The organism is Nocardioides currus (assembly GCF_003057875.1).
Taxonomy (GTDB): Bacteria; Actinomycetota; Actinomycetes; order Propionibacteriales; family Nocardioidaceae; genus Nocardioides; species Nocardioides currus.
The window spans coordinates 15,034-30,792 of record NZ_PYXZ01000013.1; the positions used below are offsets into that span (position 1 = coordinate 15,034).

General features: G+C 73.1%; 13 protein-coding genes and 1 tRNA gene. 12 read left to right on the forward strand and 2 right to left on the reverse strand.

The window, feature by feature from the left end:
- The first annotated feature begins 26 nt into the window (after positions 1–26).
- The 6 genes from C7S10_RS21045 (at position 27) to C7S10_RS21070 (ending at position 5,839) form a co-directional block, all read left to right on the forward strand.
- On the forward strand, positions 27–1,643 hold the full coding sequence (locus C7S10_RS21045) for an AMP-binding protein (RefSeq protein WP_108346743.1): 1,617 nt from the start codon (positions 27–29) through the stop codon (positions 1,641–1,643).
- Entirely contained in the window at positions 1,640–2,116 is a 477-nt protein-coding gene (locus C7S10_RS21050; protein ID WP_108346744.1) for a peroxiredoxin, read from the forward strand. The genes C7S10_RS21045 and C7S10_RS21050 overlap by 4 nt, the downstream gene beginning before the upstream one ends.
- A gap of 140 nt (positions 2,117–2,256) precedes the next feature.
- Positions 2,257–2,328: transfer RNA gene (locus C7S10_RS21055), tRNA-Val, on the forward strand.
- Positions 2,329–2,387: 59 nt separating this feature from the next.
- A complete protein-coding gene (locus C7S10_RS21060) occupies positions 2,388–3,920 on the forward strand; it encodes an AMP-binding protein (protein ID WP_108346745.1) in 1,533 nt (510 codons plus the stop codon).
- A gap of 21 nt (positions 3,921–3,941) precedes the next feature.
- The gene (locus C7S10_RS21065) at positions 3,942–5,060 is read left to right on the forward strand and encodes a Nif3-like dinuclear metal center hexameric protein (protein WP_108346746.1); all 1,119 of its coding nucleotides are present in this window, start codon (positions 3,942–3,944) and stop codon (positions 5,058–5,060) included.
- Between the two features lie 35 nt (positions 5,061–5,095).
- Entirely contained in the window at positions 5,096–5,839 is a 744-nt protein-coding gene (locus tag C7S10_RS21070; protein WP_108346748.1) for a zinc ribbon domain-containing protein, read from the forward strand.
- On the opposite strand, the gene yaaA is transcribed toward C7S10_RS21070, so the two are convergent.
- Positions 5,836–6,609: a peroxide stress protein YaaA gene (yaaA, locus tag C7S10_RS21075; protein ID WP_108346750.1), complete on the reverse strand. Its 774-nt coding sequence runs from the start codon at positions 6,607–6,609 to the stop codon at positions 5,836–5,838. The two genes, C7S10_RS21070 and yaaA, sit on opposite strands and share 4 nt — an antisense overlap.
- Positions 6,610–6,662: 53 nt before the next feature.
- Between yaaA and C7S10_RS21080 the strand changes: the two genes are divergently transcribed.
- The 6 genes from C7S10_RS21080 (at position 6,663) to C7S10_RS21105 (ending at position 13,532) form a co-directional block, all read left to right on the forward strand.
- A complete protein-coding gene (locus C7S10_RS21080; RefSeq protein WP_108346752.1) occupies positions 6,663–8,120 on the forward strand; it encodes an RNB domain-containing ribonuclease in 1,458 nt (485 codons plus the stop codon).
- A gap of 94 nt (positions 8,121–8,214) precedes the next feature.
- Positions 8,215–8,592 (forward strand): hypothetical protein, encoded by a 378-nt coding sequence (locus C7S10_RS21085; RefSeq protein ID WP_108346754.1) that lies wholly within the window; start codon positions 8,215–8,217, stop codon positions 8,590–8,592.
- Positions 8,593–8,612: 20 nt separating this feature from the next.
- Positions 8,613–9,911 (forward strand): sensor histidine kinase, encoded by a 1,299-nt coding sequence (locus C7S10_RS21090; protein ID WP_108346756.1) that lies wholly within the window; start codon positions 8,613–8,615, stop codon positions 9,909–9,911.
- Positions 9,908–10,531, forward strand: coding sequence for a response regulator (locus C7S10_RS21095; protein WP_108346758.1), 624 nt, complete (start codon positions 9,908–9,910; stop codon positions 10,529–10,531). Before C7S10_RS21090 ends, C7S10_RS21095 begins: the two co-directional genes overlap by 4 nt.
- A gap of 323 nt (positions 10,532–10,854) precedes the next feature.
- Complete coding sequence (locus C7S10_RS21100; RefSeq protein ID WP_207769505.1) at positions 10,855–12,681, forward strand: ABC transporter ATP-binding protein; 1,827 nt, start codon at positions 10,855–10,857, stop codon at positions 12,679–12,681.
- The gene (locus C7S10_RS21105) at positions 12,678–13,532 is read left to right on the forward strand and encodes a serine/threonine-protein kinase (RefSeq protein ID WP_108346760.1); all 855 of its coding nucleotides are present in this window, start codon (positions 12,678–12,680) and stop codon (positions 13,530–13,532) included. The genes C7S10_RS21100 and C7S10_RS21105 overlap by 4 nt, the downstream gene beginning before the upstream one ends.
- Here C7S10_RS21105 and ilvA read toward each other — a convergent pair.
- The gene (ilvA, locus tag C7S10_RS22920) at positions 13,525–15,726 is read right to left on the reverse strand and encodes a threonine ammonia-lyase IlvA (RefSeq protein ID WP_108346762.1); all 2,202 of its coding nucleotides are present in this window, start codon (positions 15,724–15,726) and stop codon (positions 13,525–13,527) included. The genes C7S10_RS21105 and ilvA overlap by 8 nt on opposite strands.
- Positions 15,727–15,759 lie beyond the last annotated feature (33 nt).

Consider the following 15,759-nt stretch of genomic DNA (forward strand, 5'->3'; position numbering starts at 1 on the left):
CGACCCACGACCTCCAGGAACCCCGCATGAGCAAGCTGGCCGATCGCGCCTCCGACATGGCCACCTCGCTGAGGATCCTCGGCGGCGCCGGCATCATCCGGCCCTACGGCCCCCGCACCCTCGCCGGACTGGGACGCACGGTGCTGCGCTGGGGAGTCGGACCAGCGGGCGGCTTCATGACGTTGGCGGTGCGCCACCCCGACCGCGTCGGCGTGGTCGACGAGCTCGGTGAGCTGACCTTCGCCGAGCTGCACGACCGCAGCAACGCGCTCGCCCGGGGGCTGGCCGCGCTGGGCGTGCGCGAGGGCGACTCGGTCGCGGTGATGTGCCGCAACCACCGCGGCTTCGTCGACGCGACCATCGCGGTCGCCAAGCTCGGGGCGGACATCCTCTACCTCAACACCGCCTTCGCCGGTCCGCAGCTCGTGGACGTGATCGCCCGCGAGAAGCCAGCCGTCGTCATCCACGACGAGGAGTTCGGCGCCATGCTCGAGGCCGCCGACGTCCCGCAGCGCGTGGTCGGGTGGATCGACAGCGACGACCAGGGCGGGCTGCCCACCCTCGAGTCACTCATCGCCGCGAACGACCATTCGGACGTCGTACCCCCCACCCGGCACGCGCGGATCGTGATCCTGACCTCGGGCACCACCGGCACCCCCAAGGGCGCGCCGCGCCGCGAGGCCGGGATCCCGGCGGCCGTCTCGCTGCTGTCTCGGATGCCACTGCGGTTCGGCTGGCGCACGCACATCGCGGCACCGCTGTTCCACACGTGGGGCTTCGCGCACTTCGCCCTGGCGATGCTGCTCGGCTCGACGGTCGTGCTGCGCCGTCGCTTCGACCCCGAGGACGCGCTGCGCGTCGTCGAGGAGAACCGCTGCCAGTCGCTGGTCGTCATCCCGGTGATGCTGCAGCGCATCCTGGGCCTCGACGAGGCGGTGCTCGAGCGCTACTCGCTGCCGAGCCTCGAGGTCGTCGCCTCGTCCGGGTCGGCGCTGCCGGCCGAGCTGGCGCTGACCTGGATGGACCGCTTCGGCGACAACCTCTACAACATCTACGGCTCCACGGAGGTGGCGTGGGCGACCATCGCCACGCCGGAGGACCTACGAGCCGCCCCGTCGTCGGCCGGGAAGCCGCCCCACAACACGGTCGTGCGGATCTTCGACGACGCCGACCAGCCGGTCCCGCTCGGCGGCACCGGGCGCATCTTCGTCGGCAACAGCCTGCTCTTCGAGGGCTACACCGGCGGCGGCTCCAAGGCGATGATCGAAGGCCTGATGTCGAGCGGCGACGTCGGTCGCTTCGACGAGGACGGCCGGTTGTACGTCGAGGGGCGCGACGACGAGATGATCGTCTCCGGCGGCGAGAACGTCTTCCCCAAGGAGGTCGAGGACTGCCTGGTCGGCCACGCCCTGGTCGTCGAGGCGGCGGCCGTCGGGGTCGACGACCCCGACTTCGGCTCGCGCCTGCGCGCGTTCGTCTCGGTCACCGGCGAGGTCACCGAGGACGAGCTGAAGGAGCACGTCAAGGCCAACCTCGCCCGCTTCAAGGTCCCCAAGGAGATCGTGATCATCCCCGAGCTGCCCCGCAACGCGACCGGCAAGATCCTCAAGCGGGAGCTGTCGAGCTGGGACGACGAGGCATGAGCGACCCCACGACGGGGCTCCAGCTCGGCGGCCCCGCCCCTGACTTCACCCTGCGCGACCAGTTCGGACAGGACGTCACGCTGAGCAGCTTCCGCGGCCGCAAGGCGGTGGTGATCCTCTTCTACCCCAACGCGTTCACCGGGGTGTGCACCGGCGAGATGGCCGGCATCCGCGACCGCCTGGCCGAGTTCATGACCTTCGACACCGAGGTGCTCGGGATCTCCTGCGACCCGGTCTACTCCTTGCGCGCGTTCGCCGACGCCGAGGGCCTCAACTTCCCGCTGCTCTCGGACTTCTGGCCGCACGGCGAGGTGGCGCGCTCCTTCGAGGTGTTCGACGAGGTGCGGGGCACGGCCCGCCGGTCGTCGTACGTCGTGGACCGCGACGGGATGCTGGCGTGGGCGGTGCACAACGCGAATGCGGACGGTCGCGACCTCGACGAGCACCTGAAGCAGCTGCGCGCACTGGTATGAGGACACGGGTCTAGACCAGTCGGCGCGTTTTGCGGCGTTCGCCTGACAGGCCTTGAACGCCCCCGTAATCTTCATGGTGTTGAACCGCTGGTGACCCGAGACGCCAGCGGTTCAACTCATTTCATAGGGTGTTCCCCTGCGCGTCGGTAGCTCAGCGGTAGAGCACTCGGTTTACACCCGAGCGGTCGGCGGTTCGAAACCGTCCCGACGCACCCGAGACCGTGCTTTCGGGCAGGTCCACCGCGAGGGGAGCCGTGCCAGAGTAGGCCGCATGTTCGTTCCCTTCTCCGTGACCGACTTCCTGGACCGCGCCGAGACCGTGTACGGCGAACGCGTCGGCGTGATCGACGAGCCAGATCAGCCCGCGGCCTCCCTCGGCGAGCTGACCTACGCGCAGATCGGGGCCCTCGCGCGCCGCCAGGCCGCGAAGCTCGACGAGCTCGGCCTCGAGGTCGGTGACCGGGTCGCCGTCGTGTCGCACAACAGCGCCCGGCTGCTGGCGTCGTTCTTCGGGGTCGCGGGGTCGGGCCGCGTGCTGGTGCCGGTCAACTTCCGGCTCCGACCCGACGAGGTGTCCTACATCGTCGAGCACTCGGGTGCGCGCGTGCTGTACGTCGATCCGGAGCTCGACGAGGCGCTCGCGGGCGTGACGGCGGAGCACCGGTTCGTGCTGGGCGACGACGACGACCTCTACGCGTCCGAGGGTGTCGAGCCGCGCGCGTGGGAGCCGGACGAGTCGGCGACCGCGTGCATCAACTACACCTCGGGGACCACGGCCCGGCCCAAGGGGGTCCAGATCACCCACCGCAACATCTGGGTCAACGCGGTCACGTTCGCGATGCACGCCGCGGTGACCGACCGCGACGTCTACCTCCACACGCTGCCGATGTTCCACGCCAACGGCTGGGGGATGCCCTTCGCGATGACCGGCCTCGGCGTGAAGCAGGTGGTCCTGCGCAAGGTCGACGGCGCGGAGATCCTGCGGCGAGTCCGCGACCACGGCGTGACCGTGATGTGTGCCGCCCCGGCGGTGGTCGCCGCCGTGCTCGACGCGGCGGCCGACTGGGACGGCGAGATCCCGGGCCGGGACACCGTGCGGATCATCTGCGCGGGCGCGCCGCCGCCCACGAAGACCGTCGTCCGCGTCGCCGAGGAGCTGGGCTGGGAGTTCATCCAGATCTACGGGCTGACCGAGACGTCGCCGCTGCTCACCTTCAACCGCACCCGCGCCGAGTGGGACGACCTGTCGGCGGAGGACCGCGCGGCCAGGCTGGTCCGCGCCGGGGCGCCGGCCCTCGGCGTGCGCCTGACGACCGACGCGGAGGGCGAGGTGCTCGCTCGCTCCAACGTGGTGCTCGAGGGCTACTGGGAGCAGCCGGAGGAGTCGGCGAAGGCGCTGGCCGACGACTGGTTCCACACCGGCGACGGCGGCGTGATCGGCGACGACGGCTACCTCACGATCAGCGACCGCAAGAAGGACGTCATCATCACCGGCGGCGAGAACGTCTCCTCGATCGAGGTCGAGGACGTCCTGTTCTCGCACCCGGCCGTCGCCGAGGTCGCGGTAATCGGGGTGCCGAGCGAGAAGTGGGGCGAGACCATCAAGGCCCTCGTCGTGCTGGCGCCGGGGGAGTCGGTCGACGAGGCCACGCTGATCGCGTGGTGCAAGGACAAGGCGGCCGGCTACAAGGCGCCGACCTCGATCGAGTTCCGTGACGAGCTCGCGCGTACGGCGACGGGCAAGCTGCAGAAGTTCAAGCTGCGTGAGCCCTACTGGGCGGGGCAGGAGCGGCAGGTCAACTAGTCCGTCCCCGATAATCAGCGCATGCCCACGCTCGCCGATGTCGTCGACCTCCTCCACGGGTGGTACCCACCCTCCACGGCCGACTCGTGGGACGCGGTGGGGCTGGTGGCCGGCGACCCGTCGGCGCCCGTCGTGAAGGTGATGTTCGCCGTCGACCCGACGCTCGAGGTCGCGCAGGAGGCGGTCGAGTGGGGCGCCGACCTGCTCGTCGTGCACCACCCGCTCTTCCTGACGCCGGTCAGCTCGGTGGCCGCGACGACGCCGAAGGGCCGGATCCTCCACACGCTGACCGCGGGCGGCTGCGCGCTCCTGACCGCCCACACCAACGCCGACCAGGCGGTCGACGGGGTGTCCGAGGCGCTGGCCCTGGCGCTGGGGCTCGAGGACCTCGCGCCGATCCGACCCGCGCGCGGCCTCGCGCTCGACAAGGTGGTCACCTTCGTCCCGCACGAGCACGCGGAGCCGATGCGCGCCGCCCTGGCCGCGGCCGGCGCCGGCGCGATCGGCGACTACGACTCCTGCACCTTCTCGACGCCGGGCGAGGGACGGTTCCGGCCCCTCGACGGGGCGGCTCCGGTGATCGGGTCGGTGGGCGAGCTCGAGACCGTGCCCGAGACGCGGGTCGAGACGGTGCTGCCCCGGTCCCGGCGGGCGGCGGTCGTCCGGGCGCTGCTCGAGGCGCACCCCTATGAGGAGCCGGCCTTCGACGTGATCGAGCTCGCCGACCCGCGCACGGCGGCGACCGGCACCGGCCGGGTGGGGACCGTCCCGGCGACGACGCTGCGCGAGCTCGCCGAGAAGGTGGCCGCGGCGCTGCCCGACACGGCGCACGGCGTGCGAGTCGGGGGAGCCCCGGACCGCGCCGTACGCCGTGTGGCGGTGTGCGGCGGAGCCGGGGACTTCCTCCTCGACGAGCTGGCCTCCTCGGACGTCGACGTCTACGTCACCAGCGACCTGCGACACCACCGGGCGGGCGAGTTCCTCGAGCGCGGCGGGCCAGCACTGGTCGACGTGGCGCACTGGGCGGCGGAGTGGACGTGGCTGCCGGTGGTGGAGGCGAAGCTGCGCGCAGCGATGGGCGATACGGTGAGCACTCGCGTCAGCACCCGCTGCACCGATCCCTGGCAGTTCCGCGCGTAGCCGCCCAGCTCATCGCACCTGAGGAGTCCCACGTCTTGAAGGCCGACCCGTCCGCACAGCAGCAGCTCCTCACCGTCCAGGAGCTCGACTCGCGCGTCGACCAGCTCCGCCACCAGCGCAGGTCGCTGCCCGAGATCGTCCGCATCGGCGAGCTCGAGACCGGCCGCGGTGACGTGGACGACCGGCTGCGCGACGCCCGCATCGTCGTCGAGGACCTGACGGCCGAGCAGAAGAAGGCCGACGCGGACGTGGAGCAGGTGAAGACGCGGCGTACGCGTGACCGGGACCGGATGGACCAGGGGCTGATCACCAACCCCAAGGACCTCGAGCGGATGCAGCACGAGCTCGAGTCGCTCGAGCGACGGATCACGACCCTCGAGGACGCCGAGCTCGAGATCATGGAGCAGCTCGAGGAGGCGCAGGGCACGGAGAGCACGCTGTCGGCCCAGCTCGCCGAGACCGACGCCCAGATCGCCGAGCTGGCGCAGGCGCGTGACGCCCGATGGGTCGAGATCGACGCGTCGCTGGACGAGGCGTCCGGGCAGCGGGCCGCGGCGGTCGAGGGGCTGCCCGACGACCTGCTCGCGCTCTACGAGCGCCTGCGCGCCCAGAAGGGCGGGGTCGGCGCTGCCGCCCTGCGCGCCCGCCAGTGTGGCGGCTGCCAGCTCACGATCGACGCCGCCGAGCTCGCGGTCATCCGGGCCGCCGCCGCCGACGAGGTCGTGCGCTGCGAGGAGTGCCAGCGGATCCTGGTCCGCACCCCGGAGTCGGGTCTCTAGACCTCGCTGACGACCACGTCGAGCTGGGTGCCGCGCGCCGTCGCCTCGCCGGTCTCGACGTGCCAGCCGAGGTCGCCGAGCGCGCCGGCGAGGGCCTTCGGCGTGCGCGGGTTGGCGCCGGCCTCCAGCAGGTCGCGCACGATCCGGCCCTTGGTGGCCTTGTTGAAGTGGCTCACCACCTTGCGGGTGCCGTGGTGCTCGTGCAGCACCCGCACGGTCGCCACCCGGATCGGGCTCGTGGCCGGCGGACGCCAGAAGGCGGCATACATCGTCGAGCGGAGGTCCACCAGGAGACCGGGCCCGACCGCCTCCGCGACCGCCGGGCCGAGGGCCTCGCGCCAGACGCCGGCGACGGGACCGAGGCCGGGCAGGGTGACGTCGCCCGAGAGCCGGTAGGACGGGATCCGGTCGCCGGGACGCACCAGGCCGAAGACCGAGCTGGTGATCGCGACCCGGCTGGTGGCGCGGCGCCGTGCCGCGCTGGAGAGGCCGGCGAAGCCCAGCGCGTCGTAGAGGACGCCGGTGTAGACGGCGTCGGCGCGGGCCGTCGGTGCGGTCCGGATGCGGGCGTTGAGGGCCACCAGGTCGGACTGCGTGCCACCGAGCCCCAGCACCGTCGCGGCATCGGGCCGCTCGGAGAGCGTCACGAGGGCCTCGATCACCTGCTCCCGGGCCGGTGTCAGGGCGGGAGCGGCGAGCCCACCGAGGTCGAGCGGGCGTCCGCGCCGGGGAGCGGTCTTGCCCTCGCTGGGCGGCAGCAGGATCAGCACGCGCGCAAGAGTAGGTGGAGGCACGGGGCCGTCACTTGGCTAGGGTGCCAGTCATGGCCAGCTCCCGTGTCATCACCGTCCGTGCGTCCGGCTCCGACCCCGACTCCGTGGCGGGGCACGCGCTGCGTGACGGCATCGCCGCCATCCAGGCCGAGATGAAGGTGTCACCGGAGTTCCCGGCCGCGGTCGAGGAGGCCGCGGCCGCGGCGGCCGCCGCCCCGCGCCTGCCCGACCTCGACCTGACCGACCTGCCGTTCGTCACCATCGACCCCGAGTCGTCCATGGACCTCGACCAGGCGATGTTCCTCGAGCGCGACGGCGACGGCTACGTCGTGCACTACGCGATCGCCGACCTCGCCGCCTTCATCACCCCGGGCGACCCGGTCGACGTCGAGGCCAACCGTCGCGGCGAGACGCTCTACGGCGCCGACTCCAAGGTCCCGCTCCACCCGACCTCGATCTCCGAGGACGCCGGCTCGCTGCTGCCCGACCAGGTCCGGCCGGCCCTCGTCTGGAGGATCACCGTCGACGAGACCGGCGAGGGCATCGACGTCACCGTCGAGCGGGCGCGGGTGAGGTCGCGCGCCAAGCTGTCGTACGCCGCCGTGCAGGCCGACCTCGACGCGGGCACCGCCGACGAGATGTTCACGATCCTGCGCGAGCTGGGCGAGCTCCGGCTGGCCCGCGAGGCCGCCCGCGGTGGGGTCTCGCTGCCGCTGCCCGAGCAGGAGGTCGTGGACGAGGACGGCACGTGGCACCTGGAGTTCCGCTCGATGCTGCCGGTCGAGAGCTGGAACGCGCAGATCTCGCTGCTCACCGGCTTCGGCGCCGCCTCGTTGATGGTCTACGCCCGCGTCGGCCTACTCCGCACCCTGCCTCCGGCCGATCCTCGCGACGTGCAGCGGCTGCACCGCACGGCCCGCGCGCTCGGGATCGACTGGCCTGCCGAGATGCTCTATCCCGACTTCATCCGCACCCTCGACGTGTCGAAGCCCAACCACGCGGCGATGGTGGTGGCCTGCACCCGTCTCCTGCGCGGCAGCGGCTACGTCGGCTTCGACGGCGAGCTGCCCGAGCAGGCGCAGCACTCGGCGCTGGCCTCGGAGTACGCCCACGTCACGGCGCCACTGCGGCGCCTCGTCGACCGCTACGCGCTGGAGATCTGCGTCGCGCTGTGCGCCGGTGAGGAGGTGCCCGACTGGGTGCTGACCAAGCTGCACGACCTGCCCGACACCATGCGCGAGTCCGGGCGCCGCGCCAACCAGTACGAGAACGCGGTGCTCAACCTCGTCGAGGCCGCGGTCCTCGAGCCGCGGGTGGGGGAGTCGTTCCCCGGCGTGGTCGTCGAGCTCGACGAGGAGGACGACCACCGCGGCGAGGTCACCATCCAGGACCCGGCCATCGAGGCCGTCGTCACCGGGTCGGAGGCCCTGCCGCTCGGCCAGGACGTGAACGTCACGCTGACCACCGCCGACGTGAAGACGCGGAAGGTCGAGTTCACGCTGGAGTGAGCGGCGGCGGGTGGTCGTAGTACCACCGGACGATGGCGGCGGGCCGGCGGGCGGAGGAGGCTGGGCCTCCACGTCGTACGGCAAGGAGTCAGTCATGAGCAGGTCCGCTCGCCACCTGGCGTGCCTGACCCTGCTCGTGGCCGGGCTGGGAGCGCCGGTCGCGGCCCACGCCCACGACGACGACCGGGTCGAGCGCCGCGGGTCGTGCCGGGGCGACGGCGACTGGCGGATCAGGGTCGAGCCCGACGACGGCAGGCTGGAGGTCGACGTGGAGATCGACCACGTCCGGGGCGGCCAGCGGTGGTCGTGGGTCCTGACGCACAACGGCACGCTGTCGGCCCGCGGGACGTCACGGGGTCGCGGCGGCTCCTACGAGGTGAAGCGCCAGACCGTCGACGCCGCCGGGGTCGACACCTTCCGCTTCCGTGCCCGGCGCGGCGGCTCCGTGTGCGTCGCGACCGTGACGTACTGAGCGCTCGGCATACTTCCCCCATGCCCGCACCGCAGCCGACCCGTGTCGGGCCGACCTGGCGCAGTCCGCTGTCGGTGTTCCTGGTCGTGGGGCTCCTCGCGCTGGTCGCCATCGTGGTGGGAGCCCGGGTGCTGTCGTCGCAGGCGGCCCGCGAGGAGGCGCTCTCCGACGCGGGCGCGACGACCTGGCTGCTGGCCCGCTCGGTCGCCCAGCCGGCCGTCCCGCGGGGGCTCGCCGAGGGCCGCGCGGGTGCCGTCGACCGCTTCGACCGCCTCGCCACCGACCGGCTGCTGGTGGGCGACGTGCGCCGGATCAAGATCTGGGACGCGGACGGGACCATCGTCTACTCCGACGAGGTGCGGCTGATCGGGGAGACCTTCCCCCTCGACGACGAGGAGCTGGAGGTCCTGCGCAACGGCGGGTCCGACGCGGAGCTCTCCGAGCTCGACGAGCCCGAGAACAGGTACGAGCAGGGGAACGAGGCGCTGGTCGAGGTCTACACCTCCATCACCTCGCCCGAGGGCGTGCCGCTGCTCTTCGAGGCCTACTTCACCCTCGACCGCATCGAGGCGCGCCAGGCCCAGGTCATCGCGCCCTTCCAGAAGATCACCCTGGGCGCCCTCGCCCTCGTCGTCGCCGTCGCCACCGGGCTGCTGTGGTTGCTGACACGGCGCGTACGGCGCACCGCGGCCGACCGCGAGCGGCTGCTGGTCGGCGCCGCGACCGCCTCGGACGCCGAGCGACGCCGGATCGCCCGGGACCTGCACGACGGCGTGGTGCAGGACCTCGCCGGCTCCGCGTTCGCGATCGCCGCGCTGGCGCGGGAGACCGACGGCGCTGCCCGCGCGACGCTGCTGGACACCTCGACCTCGCTGCGCCGCAGCCTGCGGTCGCTGCGGTCGCTGCTCGTCGAGATCCATCCGCCCGACCTCGACGCCGCCACCCTGCCCGCCGCGCTCGAGGACCTCTGCGCACCGGCGTCCGCCGTCGGTGTGCAGGTCGACGTGACGGTCGGCGACCTCGAGGGGCTTCGTCAGGTCGACGCCGAGCTGGTGTGGCGGGTCGCCCAGGAGGCGGTCCGCAACACGTTGCGGCACGCCCGGGCCGAGACGATGACCGTCGACGTGCGCCGCGAGGGCGCCTCGGTGGTGCTCGCCGTCCACGACGACGGAGTGGGTTTCGACCCGGCGTCGGTGAGCGGCACGGCACACTACGGACTGCGCGGGCTGGCGAGCCTGGTCCGCGACCACGGGGGATCGCTCGTCATCGACTCGGCTCCCGGCCACGGCACGACGACGCGACTGGAGACCCGAGCGTGACGATCAAGGTGGTGCTGGTCGACGACCACGCGGTCCTGCGCAGCGGGCTGGAGAGCCTGCTGGCCGGCGAGGACGACCTCGAGGTCGTCGGCACCGCGGCCGACGGTGCGGAGGCGCTGGACGTCGTGCGCCGTACCCGACCCGACGTCGTCCTGATGGACCTGCAGATGCCCGGCACGGACGGCGTGACCGCCACCCGCCACCTCGTGGCCGAGGGGGGCGTGGACGTGCTGGTGCTGACGTCGTTCTCCGACGCCGACCGGATCGTCGCGGCCCTCGACGCCGGTGCGGTCGGATACCTCCTCAAGGACGCCGACCCCGACGAGGTGATCGAGGGCGTGCGTGCCGTGAGCCGCGGCGAGTCGCCGCTCCACCCGCGGGCCGCGCGCCAGCTCCTGGGGGCCCGCAGGTCGCGTCCCGAGGTCGACCTGACGCCGCGCGAGATCGAGGTGCTGGTCCTGGTGCGCCAGGGACTGGCCAACAAGCAGATCGCGCGACGGCTCGGGATCTCCGAGCGGACGGTCAAGGCCCACCTCACCAGCGTCTTCGCGCGGATCGGCGTCGCCGACCGCACGCAGGCCGCACTGTGGGCGGAGCGCACGGGGCTCGGCGAGTCCTAGTACCTACGGACATCTGCCAAGCCGGACCCGACTGCTCCTAGCGTCGGGGGCAAGGAGAACGGCCGCCGACCGGTGGCCCTCTCACCCCCCGATGAAAGGAACTGTCATGGGCTTCAGCGCCTACCAGGCACGTGGACGTGGACGTGGACGAGGCCGCGGTGGCAACACCTCGACGCGCACCGGCACCAGCACGCGGGGTGGCACCAGCACCGGCACCCGCACCCGCACCGGTCACTGACCGGTCAGCCCGGACGAGCGGGGATCCCCCCCGGACCCGCTCGTCCGGCCCCGGGCCGACGGACCACCACCACCCAGGAGGACGCGTGAGGGACAGCGCGAGGACGAACGAGCCGCAGGCACCGCGGGTGCGCGACGTGCTGCGGCGGTTCTGGCCCCATGCCGCCCCCCGCAAGGGGTGGATGGGCGTCGCCCTCCTGCTCGCGGCCGTCTCGCCGGCGCTGATGTCGCTCGAGATCTGGCTGTTCAAGGTCGTCGTGGACGACGTGCTCATCCCGCGCGACTTCCGCCTCTTCTGGCTGGTGGCGGCGACGTACGTCGGCCTCACCCTGGTCCAGGCGGCCTGCGACGGCGCCGAGCGCATGCTCTCCACCTGGCTCAGCCAGCGCTTCCTCGTCGACGTGCGTACGGCGCTGCTCGACCACCTCCAGCGGCTGCCGCTGGAGTTCTTGAACCGCAACCGCCTCGGTGACGTGATGAGCCGGGTCGCCGGCGACGTCGCGGCCATCGAGGCCTTCCTCGTCTCGGGATCGAGCGCGGCGGTCTCCTCGCTCCTGCAGCTGGTGTTCTTCACCGCTGCCCTCTTCGTGCTCCAGCCCGTCCTGGCCCTCGTCGCGCTGGTCGTGACGCCGCTGTTCTGGGCGACCTCGCGCTACTTCGCGTGCCGCCTCAAGGCGATCTCCCGCGAGCGGCAGCGCCTGTCCGGCCGCCTCAACGCCTCCCTCGAGCAGACCCTCAGCACCCTGCCCCTCGTGCAGGCCTACGACGCCGGCGACCGCGAGGTCGGGCGCTACGTCGCGGAGGCGGAGGCCAAGTCCCGCGCCGAGATGGCATCCGCCCGGCTGCGCTCGGTCTACGCGCCCACCCTCGACCTGATCGAGCTGCTGGGCGTGCTCGTCGTGATCGGCACCGGCGCGTGGCTGCTGTCCCAGGACCGGATGAGCGTCGGTGCCCTGCTCGCGTTCCTGACCTTCGTCACCAGGCTCTACGGCCCGGTGCGTGGCCTCGGCAGTGCCGTGACCGGCGCCTTCTCGGCGGCTGCGGGAGCCGAGCGGGTCGTCGAGCTGCTCGACGAGCCGACCCTCCCGGCCGACCGACCGACCGCCGCGACCCTGCACACCGCGCGGGGCGAGCTGCGCCTCGAGGGCGTCGGCTACACCTATCCCGGCACGACGAGGCCGGCCGTGCGCGGGATCGACGTGGTCGCCGGTCCCGGCGACGTGGTGGTCGTCGTGGGCGCCAGCGGCGCCGGCAAGTCGACCCTGGCCCGGCTGCTGACCCGCAGCCTCGACCCCGACCACGGGGCGGTGCTGATGGACGGTCACGACCTGCGCGACCTGCGACGCTCGTCCGTACGCCGCCAGGTGGCCGTCGTGCTGCAGGAGACCCAGCTCGTCGACGGGACGGTCGCGGACAACATCGCCTTCGCCCGGCCCGGCGCCACCGCCGCCGAGATCCAGGTCGCGGCTCGCGCCGCCGACGCGCACGACTTCGTCGTCGACCTGCCGCAGGGCTACGACACCCAGGTCGGGGAGCGCGGGCGCCGGCTCTCCGGCGGCCAGGCGCAACGGGTCGCGATCGCGCGGGCCCTGTTGCGCGACGCGCCGGTCCTGCTCCTCGACGAGCCCACGACCGGTCTGGACGCCACGTCCGCGCGGCGGGTGATCGGGCCGTTGCGCAACCTGATGCGCGGTCGGACGACGGTGATCATCTCCCACGACCTCGCCATCGCCCGCGAGGCCACGGAGGTCCTCGTGATGGACCGCGGTGAGGTGGTCGAGCGCGGGACGCTGTCCGAGCTGCTGGAGCGCGAGGGCCACTTCGCCTCGCTGTGGCGGCAGCAGTCGCTGGCCTCGCACGAGCAGGCGTCGGCGTACGGCGAGGACGACCGTCGTCGGGTGGTGGTCGCGTGAGCGCGCTGGCCACCGAGCCGTCGGTGCTCGCCCCCGGCACGGAGATCGTCCCGGGGCACCGCGTCGTCGAGCACCTGTCCCGCGGCGGTGCGCTCGACGTCTACGAGGTGTGGTCCGAGGAACGCCTGTGCAGCTGCATCGCCAAGACCGTCCGCCCGGACCGCGCCGACGTGGAGCGGGTGCGTGACCGGTTGCTCCTCGAGGGACGGCTGCTCGGCGAGCTGGCCCACCCTCACCTGCCCCGCGCGTTCGCGACGGTCGAGGGCCCCGTCCCGGTCGTGCTGCTGGAGACCAACGTGGGGCTGACGCTCGAGGAGGTCGTCGACCTCAGGCTGCGCCGCCTCCCGGTGGTCGACCTGTGCCACCTCGGACGTCAGCTCGCCTCCGCCCTGCACTACCTGCACGCGCACGGCTACCTGCACCTCGACGTCCGCCCGGCCAACGTGATGGCCCACGGCGGCGTCGCGACCCTGATCGACCTGAGCATCGCCCGCCCGCCGGGTCCGGTGAGACGCGGGACGGGCACCCGGGAGTACATGGCCCCCGAGCAGGCCCGCGGCGACCTGGTCTGCGCCGCGACCGACGTGTGGGGACTGGGAGCGACGCTCTTCGAGGCTGCCACGGGCATCGCTCCCTTCGCGCCGCTCGACGAGGACGAGGACGGCCCCTTCGCGGCGGGTGAGTGCCTCCAGCTCGTCCGGCCGGCGCCCGCGCCCTCCTCGCTCGGCCGTCGGCTCCCGGCCGCCTTCTCGCGGCTGCTGCGCGACTGCCTTGCCGACGACCCGGCCGCGCGGCCCGGGATCCTCGACGTGCACGACGTGCTGGGCGAGCTGGCCGGGACCGCTACCTGACGAAGCGGAACAGCGGGCTGTCCGGGGCGACGGCCTCGACCCGCAGCGCCGACGCGTCCATCCGGGCCACCAGCGGTGCGTAGTCAGCGGCGTCCTGGAGCTCGATGCCGACGAGCGCCGGTCCGGTCTCGCGGTTGGAGCGCTTGACGTACTCGAACAGCGAGATGTCGTCGTCCGGGCCGAGGACCTCGTCGAGGAAGCGGCGCAGGGCGCCGGGCTCCTGCGGGAACTCGACGAGGAAGTAGTGCTTGAGGCCCTCGAAGACGAGGGCGCGCTCGACGATCTCCTCGTAGCGGCTGACGTCGTTGTTGCCGCCGGACAGCACGCAGACCACCGTGCTGCCCGCGGCCAGCGGCTCCCCGGCGAGACCGGCACGCAGGGCCGCGGTGGCCAGCGCCCCGGCCGGCTCGGCGACGATGCCGTCGGACTGGTAGAGGTCGAGCATCTCGACGCAGACGAGTCCCTCCGGCACCGCCTGCAGGTCGGGGGAGTGGCGCTGCACGACGGGCAGGGTGTGGTCGCCGATGCGGCGCACGGCCGCGCCGTCCACGAAGGAGTCGAGCTCGTCCACGGTGACCGGCTCGCCGGCGGCGAGGGCGGCCGCCATGGAGGTCGCGCCGGCCGGCTCGACCCCGACCACGCGGGTCGTGGGGCTGTGGGCGGCGACGTGCGTCAGCACACCGGCGACCAGGCCGCCGCCGCCAACGGGCACGACGATCGCGTCGGCGGTGCGGCCCTGGTCGGCGAGCTGGGCGAGGACCTCGAGGGCGACCGTGCCCTGGCCCGCGATGGTGTGGGGGTCGTCGAACGCGTGGACCGGGGTGGCTCCCGTCTTCCGGGCCCACTGCGCGGACGCGGCCGCCGCGTCGTCGTACGTGTCGCCCTCGATCACCATCTCGACCAGGTCGCCGCCCAGCGCCGCGATCCGCTCGCGCTTCTGCCTCGGCGTCGTGCGGGGGAGGTAGACGCGGGCGCGCACGCCGGCGCGAGCACACGCGAACGCCACGCCCTGGGCGTGGTTGCCGGCACTGGCACAGGTCACCCCGACGGCGCGCGCCTCGTCCGAGAGCTGCGCGATCAGGTTGTAGGCGCCGCGAGCCTTGTAGGAGCGGACGGGTTGCAGGTCCTCGCGCTTGAGCAGCACGTCCCACCCGGTCAGGGCCGAGAGCCGCGCGGAGTGCTGCAGCGGGGTGGGCTCGATGACGCCTCGCAGCCGCTCGGCGGCGGCCTCCACGTCCGCGTCGGTCACCGAGGTGTCGGGGCCGGGACTGAGGACCAGCTTGCCGCCGGGGTGGCCGCCCATCAACAGCTCGGTCGCGGCCATCGCATCCGCGAGCGGGAAGGTGCGGGCGACGGGGACGACGAGTCGCCCCTCGCCCGCCAGCCGCACCAGGTCGGCACGGACGGAGTCGCGGTAGGCCGCGCTGGCCGGCATGGACCCCGCGATCGCGGTGAAGCCCTCGCTCGACGCACGGGCCGGGGCGGCGATGGTGACGATCCGTCCGCGGTCGGCCACGAGGGCGAGGGACACGTCGACGGCCTCGTCGGTGCCAACGCAGTCCAGGGCGGCCGCGACGCCGTCGGGCGCGGCCTCGCGCACCCGCTGCTCGAGCCCGTCCCCGTAGGTCACCGGCGTCGCGCCGTACGCCCGGACGACGTCGGCGCTGGAGGCGCTCGCGGTGCCGATGACGCGTGCGCCGAGCATCGCGGCCTGCTGGAGCACGCTGACGCCGACGGCACCGGACGCCCCGTGGACGAGGATCGTGTCGCCCTCGCGGACCCCGGTGACGTGCAGCATCTCGGAGGCGGTGCAGCCGGCGAGCAGCAGGTTGGCCGCCTCGCCGAACGTGAGCGAGGCGGGCTTGGCGAAGACGTCGCGCGCGGGGACCGTCACCTCGCTCGACCAGCCGCCGCTGATGCGGAACGCCAGCACCTCGTCGCCGACGGCCACCGGCCCCGAGGCGATCTCGGTGTCCTCGCCGAGCGCGCTCACCACGCCGGCCACTTCGTAGCCGACCCCCCTCGGGAAGTCGGCCTCGTCGCCGCGGGCCACGTGCTTGGCGTCGGCCGGGTTCATCCCGGCGGCGCGGACGGCGATGGTGACCTCGCCGGGCCGTGGCGGCGCGGCGTCGTACGCCTCGAAGGAGAAGACGTCGAGGCCGCCCGGGCGGGTGGCGATCCAGTGCTGGGCCATCCCACGAACCTAGTCGGCGGTGCAGGACAATCG